We start from the raw sequence: 19,246 nt of genomic DNA, 5'->3' as shown, positions 1-19,246 counted from the left end.
CGTGGCTCATGACTTCTTGGCCTTGGTGGTGTGGGCGGCGACCCAGATCGCGACCGCGATGAGCGTGCCGAGGCCGAAGATCCAGCCGAACAGACCCTCGGTCACCGGACCGAGGCTGCCCAGGGTGAGACCGCCGGGGTTGGGCTCATCGTTGGTGGTGTGGCGGACGAAGGCCACGATCTGCTTCTTCTGCTCCTCGGGCATGGTGCTGTCCGGGAACGACGGCATGTTCTGCGGGCCGGTCTGCATGGCCTCGTAGATGTGCTTGGCGTCCACGCCCTCCAGCGACGGGGCGTACTTGCCCTTGGTCAGGGCACCGCCCTGGCCGGCGAAGTTGTGGCACTGGGCGCAGTTGGTGCGGAACAGCTCGCCACCCTTGGAGATGTCGTCCGGGTTGGTCGAGGTGTACTGCTTCGCGTCCGGCGTGATCGGGCCGGGTCCGAGCGACTGGACGAACGCGGCGAGCTGGTCGATCTCGCCCTGGGTGTAGATGGCCTTCTTGCGCGGCACCTGGGCGCCGGGCTGCTGGGCCGGCATGCGACCGGTGCCGACCTGGAAGTCGACGGCCGCGGAGCCCACGCCGACCAGGCTCGGACCGTCGCTGCTGCCCTGGCCGTTCAGGCCGTGGCAGGAGGAGCAGCCCACGGCGAAGAGCTTCTTGCCCTCATCGATCGCGAGCGACTGCGCGGCGACGTCGGCCTGCGCCTTGTCGGCGGGCGCGAACGCGGCGTACAGCCCCCCGGTTGCCGCCAGGGCGAGAAGTAGGACGACCAGCGCCGCCAATGGGTGGCGCCGTCGTGCGGAGAGCTTTTTCACGGAATAACCCCGGTGTCAGGATCTGGTCGACTGGTGGGTGCACCCGGCGGCCGGTCTGGCCGGCACGAGGCTGCCTGTCCAAGGCTGCGCGCGCGGTCGGTCGGTGGGAGCGTCGGCACCGGCAGAAGCGGCCCGTCGCCGGTGAGGGCGGGGGCCGCTGCCGGTGGCCAGCGACCTGATCAGCTGGTTACTTGATCAGGTAGATGGTCGCGAACAGGCCGATCCACACGACGTCGACGAAGTGCCAGTAGTAGGACACGACGATCGCGGCGGTGGCCTGCTCGTGCGTGAAGCGCTTGGCTGCGTACGTCCGTCCCAGGACCAGCAGGAAGGCGATCAGACCGCCCGTCACGTGCAGACCGTGGAAGCCGGTGGTCAGGTAGAACACCGTGCCGTACGGGTCCGAGGACAGCGAGAGGCCGTCGTTCTTGACCAGCTCGGTGTACTCGTAGACCTGCCCGCCGATGAAGATCGCGCCCATGAAGAACGTGAGGCTGAACCACCCGCGGAGCTTCTTCACGTCACCGCGCTCGGCGGCGAACACGCCGAGCTGGCAGGTGAGCGAGGAGAGCACCAGGATGGTCGTGTTGATCGAGGAGAACGTCACGTTGAGGGCGTGCGCCTTCTCGGCCCAGAACTCGGCTCCCTTGACGGAGCGGAGCGTGAAGTACATCGCGAAGAGGGCCGCGAAGAACATCAGCTCGGAACTGAGCCAGACGATCGTTCCGACGCTGACCATGTTCGGTCGATTGACCGATCCGTGCGCGTGCCCGGTTTCTGTTGCTGTTGCTGTCGCCACGACGGACATTATGTCGGTCCCTTATTCCGTCTTCACGTCGGGGGGTGTCCCTCGGAGTGTCCGGTGCGTGCGGTATGCCCCCCTGAGGGGCGACGGGGTGTCCGAACGAGGGCTGAGCAGCGGCGTGTCCCTTTTCTGACGGTTCCTCGGCGGGGCCCGCCAGCCCGTTGCCCGGCGCGTCGTTGCACGGTCGGCCCAGTGCCGTGGAGTAGGGGACGGGACGCCGCATGGGCCGTCCGGGTGGACCGGGGGAGCTTGGGTGACGGGCCGTCCTCCGAGCGGGTGAGCCACTGGCGCGGCGGCTTGAGCGGCAACGTGCGCGAGGGGGACCGGCGACGGGGGAAACGGGAGTAGCATCCGGACCAGGTGAACGTGGTCCGGATCACACTTGAGGGAGCAGGGCCCATGGCGTACACGACCGACGAGACGCTCACCGTCCTCGTCTACAGCGACGACCGCAACACCCGCGAGCAGGTGCTGACGGCGCTCGGCCGTCGCCCCGCCGAGGATCTTCCGGAGCTGTCGTACCTCGAATGCGCGACCACCCCCGCGGTGCTCAAGGCGTTGGAGAAAGGCGGCGTCGACCTCTGCGTGCTGGACGGCGAGGCGGTGCCGGCCGGCGGCCTCGGCCTCGGGCGCCAGCTCAAGGACGAGATCTACGGGTGCCCGCCGGTGCTGGTGCTGATCGGGCGGCCGCAGGACTCCTGGCTCGCCGCCTGGAGCCGGGCCGATGCCGCGATCTCCCGCCCGGTGGACCCGGTGGCGCTGGCCGAGGCGGTCGCCACCCTGCTGCGGGCCCGGCTGGCCAAGCGGGCCCCGGCCACGCGTTGAGCGGTGCCGTCTCAGTAGTAGAGAAGACAGCGCCGTAGGCACCCCGCCGCTCGATAGGCTGGCTCCATCCGTACGGACGTCCCCCCGGTGCGGGGGAACCGACAACAGCTGGAGTCAGCCATGGTGAACGTGAACCCTGCGAACGGTGGTACCGACCCCGCGCAGGTGGTCCGCACCTGGCCGGACCTCCTGGCGGCTCTGTTGAAGGGGGAGGACCTCGACCGCTCGTCCACCGCGTGGGCGATGGACCGGATCATGAGCGGCGAGGCGTCCCCCGTCCAGGTGGCCGGGTTCATGGTGGCGCTGCGGGCCAAGGGCGAGACGGTGGACGAGATCGCCGGCCTGGTGGACGCGATGTACGAGCACGCCGAGCCGCTGGACATCCCCGGCCCGGCGGTCGACATCGTCGGCACCGGCGGCGACCGGGCGAAGACCGTCAACATCTCGACCATGTCGGCGATCGTCGCCGCGGCGGCCGGGGCCAAGGTGGTCAAGCACGGCAACCGGGCGGCCTCCTCGTCGAGCGGGTCCTCGGACGTGCTGGAGAAGCTCGGGGTGGCGCTGGACCTGTCCTCCCGGCGGGTGGCCCAGGTGGCCGAGGAGGTCGGGCTCACCTTCTGCTTCGCGGCGAAGTTCCACCCCTCCATGCGGCACGCCGCCACCGCGCGGCGCGACCTCGGGGTGCCCACCGCCTTCAACATCCTCGGCCCGCTGACCAATCCGGCGAAGGTCACCTCGCACGCGATCGGCTGCTTCGACACCCGGCTCGCCGGGCTGATCGCCGGGGTGCTCGCCCGGCGCGGGGCGACGGCCCTGGTGTTCCGCGGTGACGACGGGCTGGACGAACTGACCATCACCACCACCTCGCGGGTCTGGGTCGTGCGCGACGGCGTGGTCACCGAGACCTCCTTCGACCCGCGGGACGTCGGCATCGAGCTGGTCGGCATCGAGGCGCTGCGCGGGGCCGACGCCGCGTACAACGCGGAGGTCGCCCGCCGACTGCTGGCCGGGGAGCGCGGGCCGGTGCGGGACGCCGTCCTGCTGAACACGGCGGCGGCGCTGGTCGCGCTCGACCTGGGCGACGCCCCGCTGGCGGAGCAGCTCGCGGCGGGCATGGCGCGGGCGGCCGAGGCGATCGACTCGGGCCGGGCGCAGGACCTGCTGCGGCGCTGGTCGGAGGCCACCAGCCGGAGCTGAGGCGGTAGTTGAGGGCCCGTGCCGGTTCGCCGGTGCGGGCCACTCGGCTGCCCGCCCCGAGCCGAAGGGGCGCGCCGGTGCCGGGTCGGAGTACCCCGGAGGCGAGCGGTTGACAGTGCTGTCCGGATGGTGGATGCCTGTTTGACCGTCTGACGTACCCGACCTAGAGTCTTCGCCAGGTCATGAGTGACAGCGCCAAGCCCCAGCTGGCTGTCCGGCAACCCTCCGTCCGTGGCGGGGTGCCCTGGGTGAGGACCGGGTCGCCGGGCAATTCGTCCGCGCGACAAGCGCGGACACCGGACGATCAGCACTCCCGGGGTCCCTTACCCCGTGAAGGAGTGCATCCCCATGTCCCTTTCCCTCGGCACCACCGCCCCGCTCGCCGTCCTCGGCCACGACGTCCAGGTGCCGCTCGCCAGCGGCGACAAGGTCGGTTACGCGGCGCTCGACTACGCGGCCAGCGCGCCGGCGCTCCAGCGGGTGTGGGACGACGTCGCCGCCTACGCCCCGTACTACGGCAGCGTGCACCGCGGCGCCGGGTACCTCTCGCAGCTGTCCACCGACCTGTTCGAGCAGAGCCGCCGGACCGTCGCCGAGTTCCTCGACCTGCGTGAGGGCGACCAGGTGGTCTTCACCCGCGCCACCACCGACTCGCTCAACCTGCTGGCCTCCGCCGTCCCGGCCGGCACCCGGGTGTTCGCCTTCGAGACCGAGCACCACGCCTCGCTGCTGCCCTGGGCGCACGCCGGGCTGGAGGTCGACTACCTGCGCGCGCCGCGTTCGCGGGCCGAGGCGGTGGCCGCGCTGGAGGCCGCGCTGGCCGCGGCGCCGGAGGGCCCGAAGCTGCTGTGCGTCACCGGCGCCTCCAACGTGACCGGCGAGCTGTGGCCGGTCGCCGAGCTGACCGGGACGGCGCACCGGTACGGCGCCCGGGTGGTGCTGGACGCCGCCCAGCTGGCCCCGCACCACCGGGTGTCGGTGCGCGGGCTGGACGTCGACTGGATCGCCTTCTCCGGCCACAAGCTGTACGCGCCGTTCGGCGCCGGGGTGCTGGCCGGTCGGTCGGACTGGCTGGACGCGGCGGAGCCGTACCTGGCCGGCGGCGGCGCGACCCGCACGGTGGCCCGGGAGCTGGACGGCTCGGTGGCGGTGCAGTGGCACACCGGTCCGGCCCGGCACGAGGCCGGTTCGCCGAACGTCATCGGCGCCTACGCGATCGCCTCGGCCTGTCGGGCGCTCACCGAGGCCGGCTTCGACGCGCTGGAGGCCCGGGAGCGGCAGCTGGTCGACCGGCTGACGGAGGGCCTGGCGGAGATCCCGGAGGTCCGGGTGCTGAACCTGTTCGGCACCGGCTCGGCCCGGGTGGGCGTGCTGTCCTTCGTCGTCCGCGGCTGGAACAGCTCGCACTTCTCGGCCGCGCTGTCCGCCGAGTACGGCATCGGCGTGCGCGACGGGCTGTTCTGCGCCCACCCGCTGGTGCGCACCCTGCTCGGGGACGAGGACGTGGCGCCGTCGGAGTGCGGGGCGCCCGAGCCCTCGCTGCCGGGCGAGCGCAGCCTGAACGCGATCCGGGTGAGCTTCGGGGCCGGCACCCCGGACGAGCACGTCGAGCGCTTCCTGGCCGCGGTCCGCGAGCTGGTCTCGGACGGCGCGGCGTGGAACTACCGCAACGAGGGCGGCCGTTGCGTCGCCGACACGCGCCGCGAGGGCTGAGACCTATTCGTCCAGGCCGAGGGCGAAGGCGGCTTCCAGGTCGTGCTGGGAGTAGGTGCGGAAGGCGATCTGGGTCTCGGTGTGGGCCACCCCCGGGACCTTGTTGAGCCGGCCCGGGATGACCTCGGCCAGGTCGTCGTGGCGGCGCACCCGGACCATCGCGACCAGGTCGTAGCCGCCCGTCACCGAGTACACCTCGCTGACCCCCTCGATCGCGGCGATGGCCTCGGCGATCTCCGGGATGCGGTCGACGCTGGTCTTGATCAGGACGATGGCGGTGATCACAGTTCGGGCTCCTTCTTGGGGTGCGGCCAGCGTATCGGGCCTCAGCCGGGCCGTCTCGGGGGATGGCCGACCACGGTGCAGGCGTACAGGAAGCCGGCCGAGAAGCCGATCACGTGCACCAGGTAGGCCACCCCCGGCCCGGCCGAGTGCACCGACCACCACTGCAGCGTGAACCAGAGGCCGAGCACCAGCCAGGCCGGGAAGCGCAGCGGGAGGAAGAGGAGCAGCGGCACGAGGGTGGTCACCCGGGCCCGCGGGTGGAAGCGCAGGTAGGCGCCGAGCACGGCGGAGATCGCGCCCGAGGCGCCGATCAGGACCCGGGTGGAGTCGGGCGAGTGCGCCTCGGCGAGCGCGAAGCCGTACGAGGCGAGGCTGCCGGCGGCCAGGTAGAAGAGGAGGTACCTGGCCCGGCCGACCCGGCGTTCGACGGTGGGGCCGAAGACGTGCAGGAAGAGCAGGTTGCCCAGCAGGTGCAGCCAGCCGGCGTGCAGGAAGAGGCCGGAGAGGGCGGAGACGGCCGGGTGCTTGCCCGGGGTGGGGGCGGCGGGGCAGCCGGGGACCGGGTCGGGGGCCTCGGCCAGCTGGTCGGCGGTCAGCGGGCGGCCGGTCAGCAGCTCGGCGGGGACGGCGCCCCAGCGCTGCTCGTACCGCTGTTCGGCGCAGATCCGGGCCTGGCCGGTGCCGTACAGGGGGTTGAGGCCGGCCGCCGGGCCGAGCAGGAAGACCAGCGTGTTGACCGCGATCAGGGCGTAGGTGACCGCCGGGGCCGGCAGCGCCGGGCGGCCGCCCCGGGCGTCGGTGTGGTCGGGGGCCGCGAGCGCCATGCGGCCAAGCATCCCTCCGGGCGCGGCAGGTGACACGGCGGTTTACGGCAGGTGGACTACTGGCCCTCCGGCGGTCGGGACGGGCTCCGGTCATCTCAGCTGACCGGTGGTCCTGGCGGTTGCCCCAGGCAATAGGCTTGGGCCGGGCAATCCCGCCTCCCGCCGCCGACGCCGGGGCTCCGGGGGAGCGCCTAGCCCGCCAAGGGACCAGCCGAGAGGACCCCCCGATGACCGTCCCCGCACTGACCGCCGAGACGCGCTGGCGCTGCACGCTGTGCGGCAACCTCACCCGCTTCGACGTCACCCGTACCGCACGGGTGACCGAGTTCCTGCACTTCGACCTGGCCGGCGAATCCAAGGTCGAGGAGACCGAGGTGCACAGCGAGACCGTCGAGTCGGTGCGCTGCCGCTGGTGCAACGCGGTGGACCAGGTCGAGCTGGTGGCCCGTCCGGGCGCCGAGGGCGCGGAGGCCCCCGCCGCGCAGGGCTGACCCCTCCGGTGCGGGTGGGCGGTGCGCGACGCGTCCGCCCACCGCACGGGACAATACAGACAAGACGCACGGAGCGTGACGACAGGGGCGGCCGCGGCCGTACCCGCTGGACCAGGATCGGAGCCGAGGACGTGGTGGACGCAGCGAGGGAGCCCGGCGAAGCGCAGGGGCTTCAGCCCGCTGCGCCGGCACCGGAGCCGGCCGCCGAGCCGGTCCCGTCCGAGACCGCCCTCCCGGGGGACCCCGGCGCGGCCCCGGCCGGTGCCGGCGCGGAGCGGGTGACCGAGAAGCTGGACCGGCCGCTGCCCGAAGGGGTGCGCCGACGGGTGGTCGGGCTGGCCTCGGACGCGCTCGGCGGGCTGCCGCCCGGTGAGCTGCCGCAGAGCCTGCGGCAGTACGTCAAGTTCACCCCCGCGCGGCGGGCCAAGTACGCGGCCACCGCGCTGGCGGCGGCGCTGGAGTCCGAACCGGCCTTCCGGGTGCGGATAGCGGAGCGGCTGCGGTTGGGCCAGCCGGACCTGGTGAAGGCGCTGGAGTCGGGCACCGTCCCCGGCGCCGCCGATCCGATGGACGTCGCGGCCGCTGCCTACCTGGTGCGCTCGGCCGGCTGGAGCCGGCTGGTCGCCGAGGCCGGTGAGGAGGCCGAGCGGGCCGGCGCCGAGGACGCGGCGGCGGAGGCCACCCGGCTGGTGGAGAAGCTGCAGGCCGAGCTGGCCGAGGTGCGGGCCGCGGCGCGGGCGGACCTGGACCGCCAGCGGGCGGAGTTCGAGGGCGTCCGGCGGGAGGCCGAGTCGCTGCGCAAGAAGGTCCGGTCGCTGGAGAGCGACACCCGGCGGGCGCAGGCCGAGACCCGGCGGGTGACCGGGGAGCTGGAGGCGGCGAAGGCGCAGGCCACGGGTGAGCGCAGTGCGGCCGAGTCCGAGGCGCGGCGGCTGCGGCACCGGGTGTCCGAGCTGGAGACCGCGGTCGAGCAGGGCCGCCGCTCGGCGCGGGAGGGGCGCAGCGTCGAGGACATGCGGCTGCGGCTACTGCTGGACACCGTGTTGCAGTCGGCCCAGGGCCTGCAGCGCGAGCTGGCGCTGCCGGTCTCCCAGATCCGCCCGGCGGACCTGGTGGAGGCGGTGGTGCCGGGGTCGGCCTCGCCGCACGACGTGGCCCGGCGCGGTCTGGCCGAGGACGATCCGGCGCTGCTGGACCAGCTGCTGGCGATCCCGCAGGTGCACCTGGTGGTGGACGGCTACAACGTGACCAAGACCGGCTACCCGGCGCTGCCGCTGGAGCAGCAGCGGATCCGGCTGCTGGGCGGGCTGGCGATGCTGGCCCAGCGCACCCAGGCGGAGGTCACCTGTGTGTTCGACGGGCAGGACCTGGACGTCCCGGTCATCATGGCGCCGCCGCGCGGGGTGCGGGTACGGTTCAGTCGGACCGGCGAGACCGCGGACGAGTTGATCCGCCGTCTGGTCCGGGCCGAGCCGCAGGGCCGTCCGGTGGTGGTGGTCTCCACCGACCGGGAGGTCGCGGAGGGCGTGCGGAAGGCGGGTGCGCGCCCCGTGGCCTCGGTGCTGCTGCTGAACCGGCTGGCCAGGCCCTGAACCGGGGGCGAACGGCGTGACGGCAGGTCAATGCGGCTCCGGCGCGGGTGTGCGGATCCGGTGAAGTCAGTGGGAGAACCCGGAGTTCACGCCTTCGGGGGAGTGGCAAAACGGATAGATCTTCACTAGGGTCTGGCGTCAAACCTATTTTCCGGAATCTCACCTGATCGGGTGAGTCCGTTGGAAGAAGGAGCCGGTCCCTTGGCCTCCCACCGCCGTCCCAAGCAGCCGAGCCGCGCGCGGGTCTCCGTGCTCACCGCGGCTGCTGCGACCGCGGTCGCCCTCTCCGCCCAGGTCGCCGCGCACGCTGCCCCGCAGCCGAACAAGAGCGACGTCAAGGCGCAGATCGACCAGCTCCAGCAGGAACAGGAGCAGGCGGCCGAGAAGTACAACGGCGCCAAGGAGCGGGCCGACCAGCTCCGCAAGCAGGCCGACCAGCTGCAGGACCAGGTGGCCCGCAGCCAGGACCAGATGAGCCAGCTGCAGGTGGGCCTGGCCCAGGTCGCGGGCGAGCAGTACCGCACCGGCGGCATCGACCCGTCCGTCCAGCTGATGCTCTCCTCCGACCCGTCCGGCTACCTGGACAAGGCGTCGAGCGTCCAGCAGGCCAGCACCACCCAGACCGAGGCGCTCAAGGGCCTGCTCGACCAGCAGCGCCGGCTGGACCAGGAGAAGGCCGAGGCGGCCGCCGTGCTGGCCTCGCTGGACTCCACCACCAAGGACCTGAACCAGGCCAAGACGGACGTCAACACCAAGCTGAAGGCCGCCCAGGACCTGCTGAACTCGCTCAGCGCCGCCGACCGGGCGGCCCTGCGGGCCCAGCAGCAGCAGGACGACCGCGCCTCGCGCGGCGCCGACCGGGTCGACCTCGGCAATCTGCCGCCGGCCAGCGGCTACGCGGCCGTGGCCGTGGCCAAGGCGATGAGCAAGCAGGGCTCGCCGTACGTGTGGGGCGCCACCGGGTCCAGCACCTTCGACTGCTCGGGCCTGATGGTCTGGGCGTACGGCCAGGCCGGCGTCTCGCTGCCGCGCACCTCGCAGGAGCAGGGCCACATCGGGACCGCCGTGACGCTCTCCACCGCCCAGCCGGGCGACCTGGTGGTCTACGGCAACGACATGCACCACGTCGCGATGTACATCGGCAACGGCATGGTGGTCCACGCGCCGCACACCGGTGACGTGGTGAAGGTGATGAAGGCCGACGCGATGCCGATCAACACGATCCGCCGGATCTGACGGTCCGGCACCTCCCCGAGGGGCCGGTTCCGGCCCTGTGATCCGCGCCACCTCCGGTCGGGGGTGGCGCTTCGGGTTCGCCTCTTTCGCGGCCGGACGGTGAGAGTCGATCAGCTTTGCGTGCGGCGGCGATCACCATCAGTCATTTTCACAAAAGAACATGGGTAATCTTCCGTCTTTTTTCTGACAAGGATTTGAACGGATCACGGTTCAGTTACTAGGGTCGTGCTCCGAACCACCGCACTGTCGATCACCCAGCCTGGGTGGCGGCGGTGGTTACCGTCGAGTTCGCGAAACAGCGGGGCAGGTCGAAGCGACTGCCCGACAGGGGAGCCCAGTAGTCGGGGGTGCTGCGGAGCGGAGCCGGGGAACCACGTTCCTCCGGGGTGAATCGGCGCCAGGTCGGCCGTAGGTGAGGCCGGTGAGGCGTCGTAGGGCATGCTTCCGGCCCGAACCCGTCAGCTCACCCGGTAGGCGGCCGTAGGAAGAAGGAGTCCGCCTTCGTGGCGTCCCATCGTCGTCCCAAGCCCGCCAGCCGTGCCCGCGTCTCGATCATGACCGGCTTCGCCGCCGCGGCCGTCGCCCTGTCCGCGCAGTCCGGCGCGCACGCCGACCCGCAGCCGACCAAGGACCAGGTCAAGGAGCAGGTCGACCAGCTCAACGAGCAGGCCGAGCAGGCGACCGAGAAGTACAACGCCGCTCAGGAGAAGCAGCAGGAGCTGGAGAAGCAGGTCTCCGGCATGCAGGACCAGGTGGCCCGGCAGCAGGCGCAGGTGACCGACCTGCAGGGCGGCCTCGCCGAGATCGCGGGCGAGCAGTACCGCAACGGGGGCATATCCCCGACCGTCCAGCTGATGTTCTCCTCCACGCCGGACAACTTCCTGAACCAGGCCGGTGCGCTGAACCAGGCCGGCAGCACCCAGAAGAACCAGCTGAAGCAGCTCCAGGAGCAGCAGCGCAAGCTGGACCAGGACCGTACCGAGGCCCAGGGCAAGCTCGCCGAGCTGGAGTCCACGACCCAGCAGCTGAAGGCCTCCAAGGACGAGGTCCAGAACAAGCTGAAGGCCGCCCAGGACCTGCTCAACACGCTGACCGAGCAGGAGCGCCAGGCCATCAAGGCCGCCGAGGACAAGGCCGCCGCCGACGCCGCCGCGAAGGCCGCCGCCGCCAAGCCCGCCACCCCGGACCGCGCCTCCCGCGACAGCAGCCGCAGCGACCTCGGCTCGGGCTCCACCGCCGCACCGGTCAAGATCGCCCCGGGCAGCTCGCACGGCGCCGCCGCACTGGCCGCCGCCGCCACCAAGATCGGCAGCCCGTACGTCTGGGGCGCCACCGGCCCCGGCTCCTTCGACTGCTCCGGCCTGATGGTCTGGGCGTTCAACCAGGCGGGTGTGTCGCTGCCGCGCACCTCGCAGGAGCAGGCCGGCGCCGGCACCCGGATCGGCTCGGACATCTCCCAGGCCCAGCCCGGCGACATGCTGATCTTCTACGGCGACGCCCACCACGTCGGCATCTACGCGGGCAACGGCCAGGTGCTGCACGCTCCCAAGCCGGGTGCGTCGGTGCGCTACGAGGCCGTCTCCAACATGCCGCTGTCCTCCATCGTGCGGGTCTGATCCCCGCCCAGGTGTTCACTGGCCCGGTCCTCCGTCACGGAGGGCCGGGCCTGCGGCTTTTCCGGCTGATCGACCGAATGTCCGAATAGAGGTCAAATATTCGGGTCGGTAGGGGTTTGGACTCGCTTGCCCGGACTCGCTAACGTCTGCCACCGGACTCCCGCTCGACGGCCGCCCACCGGGGCGCGGCCGCGGGGCCGCGCCGCAGGACTGGAGCCGCTGCCGCCATGCCCGTGCACCGTCGTTCCCAACTGCTCGCCCGTGCGCTGGTACTGACCGCGGCCGCCACCACGGCCCTGGGCGTGGCGACCGCCGGCAGCGCCCAGGCCGCCCCCGGGGCTCCCGACACGCCCGACCGCAAGGACGTCAAGGCCCAGGTCGAGCAGCTGTACGACGAGGCCGAGCAGGCCTCGGAGAAGTACAACGCCGCGCAGGAGGCACAGAAGCGGCTGCTCGGCGAGACCACCGCCCTCCAGGGCGAGGTCGCCGCCGCCCAGGACCAGCTCAACCAGCTGCGCGCCGACCTCGCCACGGTGGCCGGGGCCGAGTACCGGGGCGGCGGGATGGCCCAGACCGCCCAGCTGATGCTCTCCACCGACCCCGAGGCCTACCTCAACCGCGCCCGGACCCTGGGCCAGGCCGCCGAACGCCAGCAGGAGACCCTGCACGAGCTGGTCACCCGTCAGCGCCGGCTCGACCAGCGCCGCACCGAGACCGCCGCCAAGCTCGCCGAACTGGACGAGGCCCGCCGCTCGCTCGCCGAGAACAAGCAGCAGATCCAGCAGCGCCTCGCCACGGCGCAGAAGCTGCTCAACAGCCTGGGCGCCGCCGAGCGGAACAGGATGGTCGCCCAGGACGCCCGGGAGGCCGAGCAGCGGGCCACCCGCGGCACCGACCGGCTGGACCTCGGCAACGCCCCGGCCGCCTCCGAGCGCGGGGCGGCCGCGCTGGCCGCCGCCGTGCGGATGGTCGGCTCGCCCTACGTCTACGGATCCACCGGACCCCGTGCCTTCGACTGCTCCGGTCTGATGTACTACAGCTGGCGGCAGGCCGGAGTGACCCTGCCGCGGACCTCGCAGGCCCAGGCGTACGCCGGGCAGCGGATCAGCCTCTCCGAAGCACGGCCGGGAGACCTGGTGATCTTCTACCGGGACATGCACCACGTCGGGATGTACGCTGGCGGCGGCGTGATGGTGCACGCCCCGTACCCCGGCGCCAAGGTCCGGTACGAGAGCGTCAACGCGATGCCGGTCTCCGGGGTGGTCCGGCTCTGAGCGCCACGCCCCCCGGGTCCGACGGCCCCCACCCGATAGACCCGGCCCGCTGCGCGCTGTCCCGGCGCGGTGCGCTGCTGCTGGCGGCGGGCGGGCTGGCCCAGCTCTCGCTGCCCCCGGCGGCCCCCGCGGCGGTGCCGGCCGGGCGGGCCGCCGACCGGCAGGCCGAGGTCGCCGGGCTGCTGGCGGCGCGGGCGCGCTCGCTGCCCGCCTGGTCGGGGCTCACCGGGGCCGAGGCGGCCTACCGCAACCTGGTGCTCTCCCCGCCCGCCGGGCCGGACCGGCAGGGCGCGTCCGCCGAACTGACGCTGCGGATCGCCGGGTACGACGAATACCCCGTGGTGTACCCGCGCCGGATCGAGCTGGTCCGGGATTCCGGCGGCTGGCGGGTGGAGCACGAGGAGGGCACCGGCGGGCCCCCGGCGCTCTGGGACCTCGGCCCCGCCCGGACCGCAGCCGGCGCCCACTGCCTGGTGCTCGGCCTGGCCGGCGGGCCCGACCCGGCCGGCCTGGTCCCGGTGGGGGACACGGCGGTGCCGGCCGTCAGCGCGGTCTGGGGCAGTGCCTGGCCCGGCCGGCTGCTGCTCGAACTGCCCGCCACCGAGGTGCAGTTCGCCCGGCTGCTGGAGGCCGACCCGGCGGGCTGGACGGGCATGGCGGCGGTCACCGTGGCCGCCCCCGGCGCCCCCTGGCACACCCCGGCGGACCGGGTGGTGATCAACCCCGAGGCCTTCGCGCGGCTCAGCGACTTCGGCCGCCAGGTGGTCGTCACCCACGAGACCACCCACGTCGCGACCCGGGCCGACACCCGCGCCTGGACCCCGCTCTGGCTCTCCGAGGGCGTCGCCGACTGGACCGCCTACCGGGACTCCGGCCGCCGCCCGCAGCAGATCGCCCCCGAACTGGCCCGGGACGTCGCCGCCGGGAAGCTGCCCGCCGCGCTGCCCGCCGACGCGGACTTCGCCGCCGGCGCCACCGGCATCGCCCAGGCCTACGAGCAGTCCTGGCTCGCCTGCGCGCTGATCGCCCGCCGGTACGGCACCGAGCGGCTGGTCGCCTTCTACCGGGCGGTCGGCGCGGCCGACGGACAGGGCGAGGAGCGGGACCGCCGGACGGACCGGCTGCTGCGCGCCGAACTGGGCGTCGGACTGGCCGAGTTCACCGGGCTGTGGCTGGCCGAGGTGGCGGCGTTGAAGGGCCGGCCGCCGGACAGCTCCTAGCGCTTGGCCGGGTGGTCGATGCCGTCCAGCAGGTCCTGCTCGTACGCGATGCCCGGGCGGACCGGGTAGGCGGAGGCGGGCGGCAGCGCCGGGGGCTCGGCCAGCACCACGGTGGGCGGCAGGGCCGTCGTGGCGCGGGTGGAGCGCCAGAGCCGGATGCAGGAGAGCAGGGCGGCGGTCAGCAGCAGCAGGTTGCGCAGGCCCAGCACGGTGACCGCGAGCGGTTCGCTGTTGAGGACCTGGGTGAACATCGTCGGGAACTCGAGCAGGGTCAGCGGGCAGGCGAGCAGGATCAGCAGGGCCACCGGCCGCTGGCTGGTGCCGCGCACGGTCAGGCAGACCGCCGCGACGCCGATCAGCCAGACCAGGTACTGCGGGCTGATCACCCGGCTGGTCACCACGAAGACCAGCAGCGCGCACAGCGCCGCGTCGTACATGGTGGCGGCGTTGCGGCGGCGGGCCGTGAAGCGCCACAGCAGCAGCCAGAGGAAGCCCAGCACGGTGCCGGCCATCATCACCTTGCTGATCACGCCGACCCACGGCCCGAGCATCTCGGGGGAGCCGTAGTTCATGGTGACCCTGCCGTTCCAGCCCCCGGCCAGCCGGGCGATGTGCAGCGGCAGCGCGCCGACCGACTCGACCTCGATGCCGCGGGCCCCCTGGAAGGCCAGGAAGCCGAAGGCGCCGTTCATCCCGGCCGCGAGCAGGAAGCCCACCGACACGGCGGTGGCGGCCGCCAGCGTCCAGGAGCGGCGGGTGCGGCGGCCGGACGGGGTGCCGATCAGGCCGAGCAGCGGCCAGACCTTGACGATGCCGCCCAGGCCCAGCAGCAGCCCGCCGATCGCCGGGCGGCGGATCAGCGCGAGCAGGCCGGCCAGGGCCAGCGCGGTGACCAGGAGGTCGAAGCGGTTGTAGATCATCGGGCCGAGCAGCGGCACCGCGACCACCCACAGCCAGGCGCCGGTCAGCGCCCGGCCCCGGCGCAGCCCGGTGCGGATCAGCAGCGCGGCCGCGGCGGCGTCGGCGATCCCGCAGATCACCCAGAACGAGGTGAGGTACGACCAGGGCAGCAGGCCCGGCAGCAGGATCACCAGGGCGGCGCCCGGCGGGTACTGCCAGGTGACGTCGTCGAACGGGAAGGTGCCGGTCTGCAGCACGCCGTACCAGGCGTGGTAGATCATCCAGACGTCGGCGGTGACGTCGCCGCCGGGCGACTTCAGGACGCCGGTCATCAGCAGCACCAGCACGGTGCGGGTGGCCACCCAGGTCGCCCCGAGGGCGGCGAGCGCCCCGAGCGGGCGGCCGAGGCGGCCGCGTGAAGAACCGGACTCGGTGGCCGGGGCCAACTCCACTGCGCTCCCTCGTTCGTCTCGACGTCCTCACCGGAGGCGTCGTACGGACGGACGCCCGGGCCGCCGCATCGCGGCCTAGGTACTAGGACTGACCCGGGGGTCAAACGGTTGCCGTGCGCGGTTCCGTTCCCGGCGGGTCGTGGTGTTGACCTATCGTACGGATCACCCAGCGGTACACCGAGCACCCCCCGACCGAGCGAGCCGTGGCCTGATGCACAGAACCTTGATCGTCACCAATGACTTCCCGCCGCGCCCGGGAGGAATCCAGGCCTTCGTGCACAACATGGCTGTCCGTCAGCCCGCCGGGAGCATCGTGGTGTACGCCTCGACCTGGCGGGACGGCACCGAGGTGCGCCGCTTCGACGCCGAGCAGCCGTTCCCGGTGATCCGGGACCGGACGAAGGTGATGGTTCCCACACCCCGGGTCACCCGGCGGGCCGCCGAGATCCTGCGCGCCGAGCGGTGCGACTCGGTCTGGTTCGGCGCGGCCGCGCCGCTGGGCCTGATGGCGCCCGCGCTGCGCCGGGCCGGGGCCGGGCGGCTGCTCGGCATGACCCACGGCCACGAGGCCGCCTGGGCCCAGCTGCCGGGCTCCCGGCAACTGCTGCGCCGGATCGGCGAGGGCACCGACGTGCTGACCTACCTGGGGGAGTACACCCGCTCCCGGATCGCCGCCGCGGTCGGGCCGCGGGCCGCGGGCCGGATGGTGCAGCTGCCGCCGGGCGTGGACGAGACGACCTTCCACCCCGGCTCCGGGGGCGCCGAGGTGCGCCGCCGGCTGGGGCTGGCGGACCGGCCGGTGGTGGTCTGCGTCTCCCGGCTGGTGCCGCGCAAGGGCCAGGACACCCTGATCGAGGCGATGCCGCAGATCCTCCGCGACGTACCGGACGCGGTGCTGCTGATCGTCGGCGGCGGGCCCTACCGGGCGGACCTGGAGAAGCTGGCGGACGCCCGGGGCGTCCGGGACTCGGTGCGGTTCACCGGCTCGGTGCCCTGGGCGGAGCTGCCCGCCCACTACGGGGCCGGGGACGTCTTCGCGATGCCCTGCCGGACCCGGCGCGGGGGGCTGGACGTGGAGGGCCTGGGGATCGTCTACCTGGAGGCCTCGGCGACCGGCCTGCCGGTGGTCGCGGGGGACTCCGGCGGGGCGCCGGACGCCGTGCTGGAGGGCGAGACCGGGTACGTGGTGCCGGGTGGCTCGGCCGAGGCGTCGGCCGAGCGGATCGTCCGGCTGCTGCGGGACGAGGAGCTGCGCCGGCGCCTCGGGGAGGCCGGGCGGCGCTGGGTGGAGCGCTCCTGGCGCTGGGACCTGCTGGCCGGGCGGCTGACCTCGCTGCTGGCGGGCTGACGCCGGTACGCGGAAGGGCCCCGGGGACGCCCCGGGGCCCTTCGACGTACGGTCCTGCTGCTTGCCGCGCCCTGCTTCTTGCCGCGCCTACTTCTTGTACAGGGCCTCGACCTCGGCGGCGTAGTCCTTGAGCACGACGTTGCGCTTGAGCTTGAGCGAGGGCGTCAGGTGGCCGCTCTCCTCGGAGAACTCGGTGTCCAGCAGGCGGAACTTCTTGACCGCCTCGGCGTGCGAGACGGCCGCGTTGCCGTCGTCCACGGCGGACTGCAGGGCGGCCAGCAGGTCCGGGTCCTCGGCGAGCTCGGCGACGGTGGCGGTGGCGGGCTTGCCGTTGAGCTCCTTCCACTTCGGGAAGAAGTCCGGGTCGACGGTGATGAGGCAGGCGATGAAGGGCTTGCGGTCGCCGACCACCATGACCTCGCCGACCAGGGCGTGGGCCCGGATCCGGTCCTCGATCACGGCCGGGGCGACGTTCTTGCCGCCCGCGGTGACGATGATCTCCTTCTTGCGGCCGGTGATGGTCAGGTAGCCCTCGGAGTCCAGCGAGCCGAGGTCGCCGGTGGCGATCCAGCCGTCCTTGAGGGTGTCGGCGGTGGCCTGCGGGTTGTTCCAGTAGCCGGTGAAGACGTGCGGGCCCTTGAAGTAGACCTCGCCGTCCTCGGCGATCCGGACGGAGGCGCCGGGGACCGGCTGGCCGACCGTGCCGATCTTCGGCTTGTCCCACGGGTTGAAGGCGGTGGCCGCGCAGGTCTCGGTCAGGCCGTAGCCCTCCAGGACGGTGAAGCCGATGCCCCGGTAGAAGTGGCCGAGCCGCTCGCCGAGCGGCGCGCCGCCGGAGATCGCGTGGGTGGCCCGGCCGCCGAGGGCGGCGCGCAGCTTGCTGTAGACCAGCTTGTCGAAGACGGCGTGCTTGAGCCGCAGGACCAGGCCCGCGCCGCCGGCGTCCAGCGCCCGGCTGTAGGCGATCGCGGTGTCCGCGGCCTTGTCGAAGATCTTCCCCTTGCCGTCGGCCTGGGCCTTGGCGCGGGCGGTGTTGTAGACCTTCTCGAACACCCTGGGCACGCCCAGGATCAGGGTCGGCTTGAAGGACGCCAGCTCGGCGGTGACGTCCCTGATGTCGGAGACGTGGCCCAGCTTGATCGGGGCCATCACCGGGGCGATCTCGGCGATCCGGGCGAGCACGTGGGCCAGCGGCAGGAAGAGCAGCACCGAGCTCTCGCCGGTGCGGAACAGCGGGGCCAGGCGCTCGACCACGTTGCCGCACTCGGCCAGGAAGTTGCCGTGGGTCAGCTGGCAGCCCTTCGGACGGCCGGTGGTGCCCGAGGTGTAGACGATGGTGGCGACGTCGTCGGGCCCGGCGACCGTCCGGCGCTCCTGGACGGTCGCGTCCGGGACGTCCTGGCCGGCCTCGGCCAGCGCGGCGATCGCGCCGCCCTCGATCTGCCAGGTGTGCTTGAGCTCCGGCAGCCGGTCGCGGACCTCGGCGAGGACCTTGACGTGCTGGTCGGTCTCGGTGACCAGGGCGACGGCGCCCGAGTCGCCGAGGATCCACTCGACCTGCTCGGCCGAGGAGGTCTCGTAGACCGGCACGGTGATCGCGCCGGCCGTCCAGATCGCGAAGTCCAGCAGCGTCCACTCGTACCGGGTGCGGGACATGACGCCCACCCGGTCGCCGGGCCCGATGCCCGCGGCGATCAGGCCCTTCGCGGCGGCGTGCACCTCGGCGAGGAACTGGACCGCGGTCAACTCCTGCCAGTGGCCGTCCACCTTCCGGCTGAGCACGGCGACGTCCGGGTGCTCCTCGGCGTTCCGGTGCACAGGGTCGGCGAGGTTGCCGCCGCTCGGGACCTGGTAGAGGGCCGGAAGGCTGAAGTCGAGCAAGACTGCTCCTCGTTCGCGACGCTGCGGGACGGCAGGACGTTACTGCCCGGTAGGCAGCTTCGACCAGGGGGTCGGCCCCGGTGTTCGAAGTGTCACACCCGGCCGGGTCGGACCAGGCCGTGACCGGGTCGTTCGACTGGCACCCTACGGCAGCCCATCGGTGACCGGTCGGTAGCCCGCCCCGCCAGGGCCGCCGCCGACGCCCCCACCCGCCGTCACCGGTGCCCGCGGGGCCGAGTCGATCGCCGGTCGCGATAGCCTGCTCCGGGCGGATCGGGTCGAGCGCGCCTCGACCGGACCGGCAGGCAGCGGGACGACGCGGAGGGCCATTCCATGGCGGAGCACACCAGGTCGAGCATCATCATCGACGCGACCCCGGCCACGGTGATGGCCGTGATCGCCGACTTCGCCGCCTACCCGGCCTGGACCGGCGAGGTCAAGGAGATCGAGGTCCTGGAGAGCGGCGAGGACGGCCGCGCCGCCCAGGTCCGGCTGCTGCTCGACGCCGGCGCCATCCGCGACGAGCACACCCTCGCCTACACCTGGGACGGCGACCGCGAGGTCAGCTGGACCCTCGTCCGCAGCCAGATGCTCCGCTCGCTGGACGGCTCCTACACCCTCGTCCCGCTGGCCGGCGGCCGCACCGAGGCCACCTACCAGCTCGCCGTGGACGTCAAGATCCCGATGCTCGGCATGATCAAGCGCAAGGCCGAGAAGGTCATCATCGACCGCGCGCTGGCCGGCCTGAAGAAGCGCGTCGAGGGCTGACCG

17 protein-coding genes and 2 riboswitches are annotated in these 19,246 nt (G+C 72.9%); of the genes, 11 read left to right on the top strand and 6 right to left on the bottom strand.

The window, feature by feature from the left end; all coding sequences use genetic code 11:
• Positions 1-6: 6 nt before the first annotated feature.
• Both qcrC and ctaE read right to left on the bottom strand, forming a co-directional pair.
• The gene (gene qcrC / locus ABTY61_RS10475; protein WP_350504556.1) at positions 7-816 is read right to left on the bottom strand and encodes a cytochrome bc1 complex diheme cytochrome c subunit; all 810 of its coding nucleotides are present in this window, start codon (positions 814-816) and stop codon (positions 7-9) included.
• A gap of 187 nt (positions 817-1,003) precedes the next feature.
• Positions 1,004-1,624: an aa3-type cytochrome oxidase subunit III gene (gene ctaE, locus ABTY61_RS10470; protein ID WP_350504555.1), complete on the bottom strand. Its 621-nt coding sequence runs from the start codon at positions 1,622-1,624 to the stop codon at positions 1,004-1,006.
• A gap of 396 nt (positions 1,625-2,020) precedes the next feature.
• On the opposite strand from ctaE, the gene ABTY61_RS10465 reads away from it, so the two are divergent.
• The 3 genes from ABTY61_RS10465 to ABTY61_RS10455 all read left to right on the top strand — a co-directional run bounded on the left by ABTY61_RS10465 (position 2,021) and on the right by ABTY61_RS10455 (position 5,356).
• Positions 2,021-2,446 (top strand): response regulator, encoded by a 426-nt coding sequence (locus ABTY61_RS10465; protein ID WP_188303996.1) that lies wholly within the window; start codon positions 2,021-2,023, stop codon positions 2,444-2,446.
• Between the two features lie 120 nt (positions 2,447-2,566).
• A complete protein-coding gene (trpD, locus tag ABTY61_RS10460; RefSeq protein WP_350504554.1) occupies positions 2,567-3,643 on the top strand; it encodes an anthranilate phosphoribosyltransferase in 1,077 nt (358 codons plus the stop codon).
• A gap of 178 nt (positions 3,644-3,821) precedes the next feature.
• A riboswitch (SAM riboswitch) is annotated at positions 3,822-3,939 on the top strand.
• Between the two features lie 52 nt (positions 3,940-3,991).
• Positions 3,992-5,356, top strand: a complete 1,365-nt coding sequence (locus tag ABTY61_RS10455; protein WP_350504553.1) for an aminotransferase class V-fold PLP-dependent enzyme — start codon at positions 3,992-3,994, stop codon at positions 5,354-5,356.
• Positions 5,357-5,359: 3 nt separating this feature from the next.
• On the opposite strand, the gene ABTY61_RS10450 is transcribed toward ABTY61_RS10455, so the two are convergent.
• The gene (locus ABTY61_RS10450; protein WP_030240061.1) at positions 5,360-5,641 is read right to left on the bottom strand and encodes an Lrp/AsnC ligand binding domain-containing protein; all 282 of its coding nucleotides are present in this window, start codon (positions 5,639-5,641) and stop codon (positions 5,360-5,362) included.
• Between the two features lie 41 nt (positions 5,642-5,682).
• Positions 5,683-6,465 carry a rhomboid family intramembrane serine protease gene (locus ABTY61_RS10445; RefSeq protein WP_350504552.1) on the bottom strand — a complete coding sequence of 261 codons (783 nt, stop codon included), beginning with the start codon at positions 6,463-6,465 and terminating at the stop codon, positions 5,683-5,685.
• Between the two features lie 227 nt (positions 6,466-6,692).
• Here ABTY61_RS10445 and ABTY61_RS10440 point away from each other — a divergent pair, with 227 nt between their 5' ends.
• The 6 genes from ABTY61_RS10440 (at position 6,693) to ABTY61_RS10415 (ending at position 13,894) form a co-directional block, all read left to right on the top strand.
• Positions 6,693-6,956, top strand: coding sequence for a hypothetical protein (locus ABTY61_RS10440; protein ID WP_350504551.1), 264 nt, complete (start codon positions 6,693-6,695; stop codon positions 6,954-6,956).
• A 278-nt stretch (positions 6,957-7,234) separates the two neighbouring features.
• Complete coding sequence (locus ABTY61_RS10435; RefSeq protein WP_350504550.1) at positions 7,235-8,548, top strand: NYN domain-containing protein; 1,314 nt, start codon at positions 7,235-7,237, stop codon at positions 8,546-8,548.
• 201 nt (positions 8,549-8,749) lie between these two features.
• Entirely contained in the window at positions 8,750-9,784 is a 1,035-nt protein-coding gene (locus ABTY61_RS10430; protein WP_350504549.1) for a C40 family peptidase, read from the top strand.
• A 338-nt stretch (positions 9,785-10,122) separates the two neighbouring features.
• A riboswitch (cyclic di-AMP (ydaO/yuaA leader) is annotated at positions 10,123-10,277 on the top strand.
• Between the two features lie 10 nt (positions 10,278-10,287).
• Positions 10,288-11,400, top strand: coding sequence for an NlpC/P60 family protein (locus ABTY61_RS10425; RefSeq protein WP_350504548.1), 1,113 nt, complete (start codon positions 10,288-10,290; stop codon positions 11,398-11,400).
• 227 nt (positions 11,401-11,627) lie between these two features.
• Positions 11,628-12,674: a C40 family peptidase gene (locus tag ABTY61_RS10420; RefSeq protein WP_350504547.1), complete on the top strand. Its 1,047-nt coding sequence runs from the start codon at positions 11,628-11,630 to the stop codon at positions 12,672-12,674.
• Between the two features lie 134 nt (positions 12,675-12,808).
• Entirely contained in the window at positions 12,809-13,894 is a 1,086-nt protein-coding gene (locus ABTY61_RS10415) for a hypothetical protein (protein WP_350504546.1), read from the top strand.
• Here ABTY61_RS10415 and ABTY61_RS10410 read toward each other — a convergent pair.
• Positions 13,891-15,246, bottom strand: a complete 1,356-nt coding sequence (locus ABTY61_RS10410; RefSeq protein WP_350504545.1) for a glycosyltransferase 87 family protein — start codon at positions 15,244-15,246, stop codon at positions 13,891-13,893. The genes ABTY61_RS10415 and ABTY61_RS10410 overlap by 4 nt on opposite strands.
• Positions 15,247-15,457: 211 nt before the next feature.
• Here ABTY61_RS10410 and ABTY61_RS10405 point away from each other — a divergent pair, with 211 nt between their 5' ends.
• The gene (locus tag ABTY61_RS10405) at positions 15,458-16,594 is read left to right on the top strand and encodes a glycosyltransferase family 4 protein (protein WP_350504544.1); all 1,137 of its coding nucleotides are present in this window, start codon (positions 15,458-15,460) and stop codon (positions 16,592-16,594) included.
• An 87-nt stretch (positions 16,595-16,681) separates the two neighbouring features.
• On the opposite strand, the gene ABTY61_RS10400 is transcribed toward ABTY61_RS10405, so the two are convergent.
• Entirely contained in the window at positions 16,682-18,475 is a 1,794-nt protein-coding gene (locus tag ABTY61_RS10400; protein ID WP_350504543.1) for an AMP-dependent synthetase/ligase, read from the bottom strand.
• A 333-nt stretch (positions 18,476-18,808) separates the two neighbouring features.
• On the opposite strand from ABTY61_RS10400, the gene ABTY61_RS10395 reads away from it, so the two are divergent.
• Positions 18,809-19,243 carry an SRPBCC family protein gene (locus tag ABTY61_RS10395; protein WP_350504542.1) on the top strand — a complete coding sequence of 145 codons (435 nt, stop codon included), beginning with the start codon at positions 18,809-18,811 and terminating at the stop codon, positions 19,241-19,243.
• Positions 19,244-19,246: the final 3 nt, after the last annotated feature.

Origin of the sequence: Kitasatospora sp. NPDC096128 (genome assembly GCF_040303105.1) — a bacterium.
GTDB lineage: Bacteria > Actinomycetota > Actinomycetes > Streptomycetales > Streptomycetaceae > Kitasatospora.
Note: the sequence above shows the minus strand (reverse complement) of the source record. Positions and strands in the feature narration are given on the sequence as shown.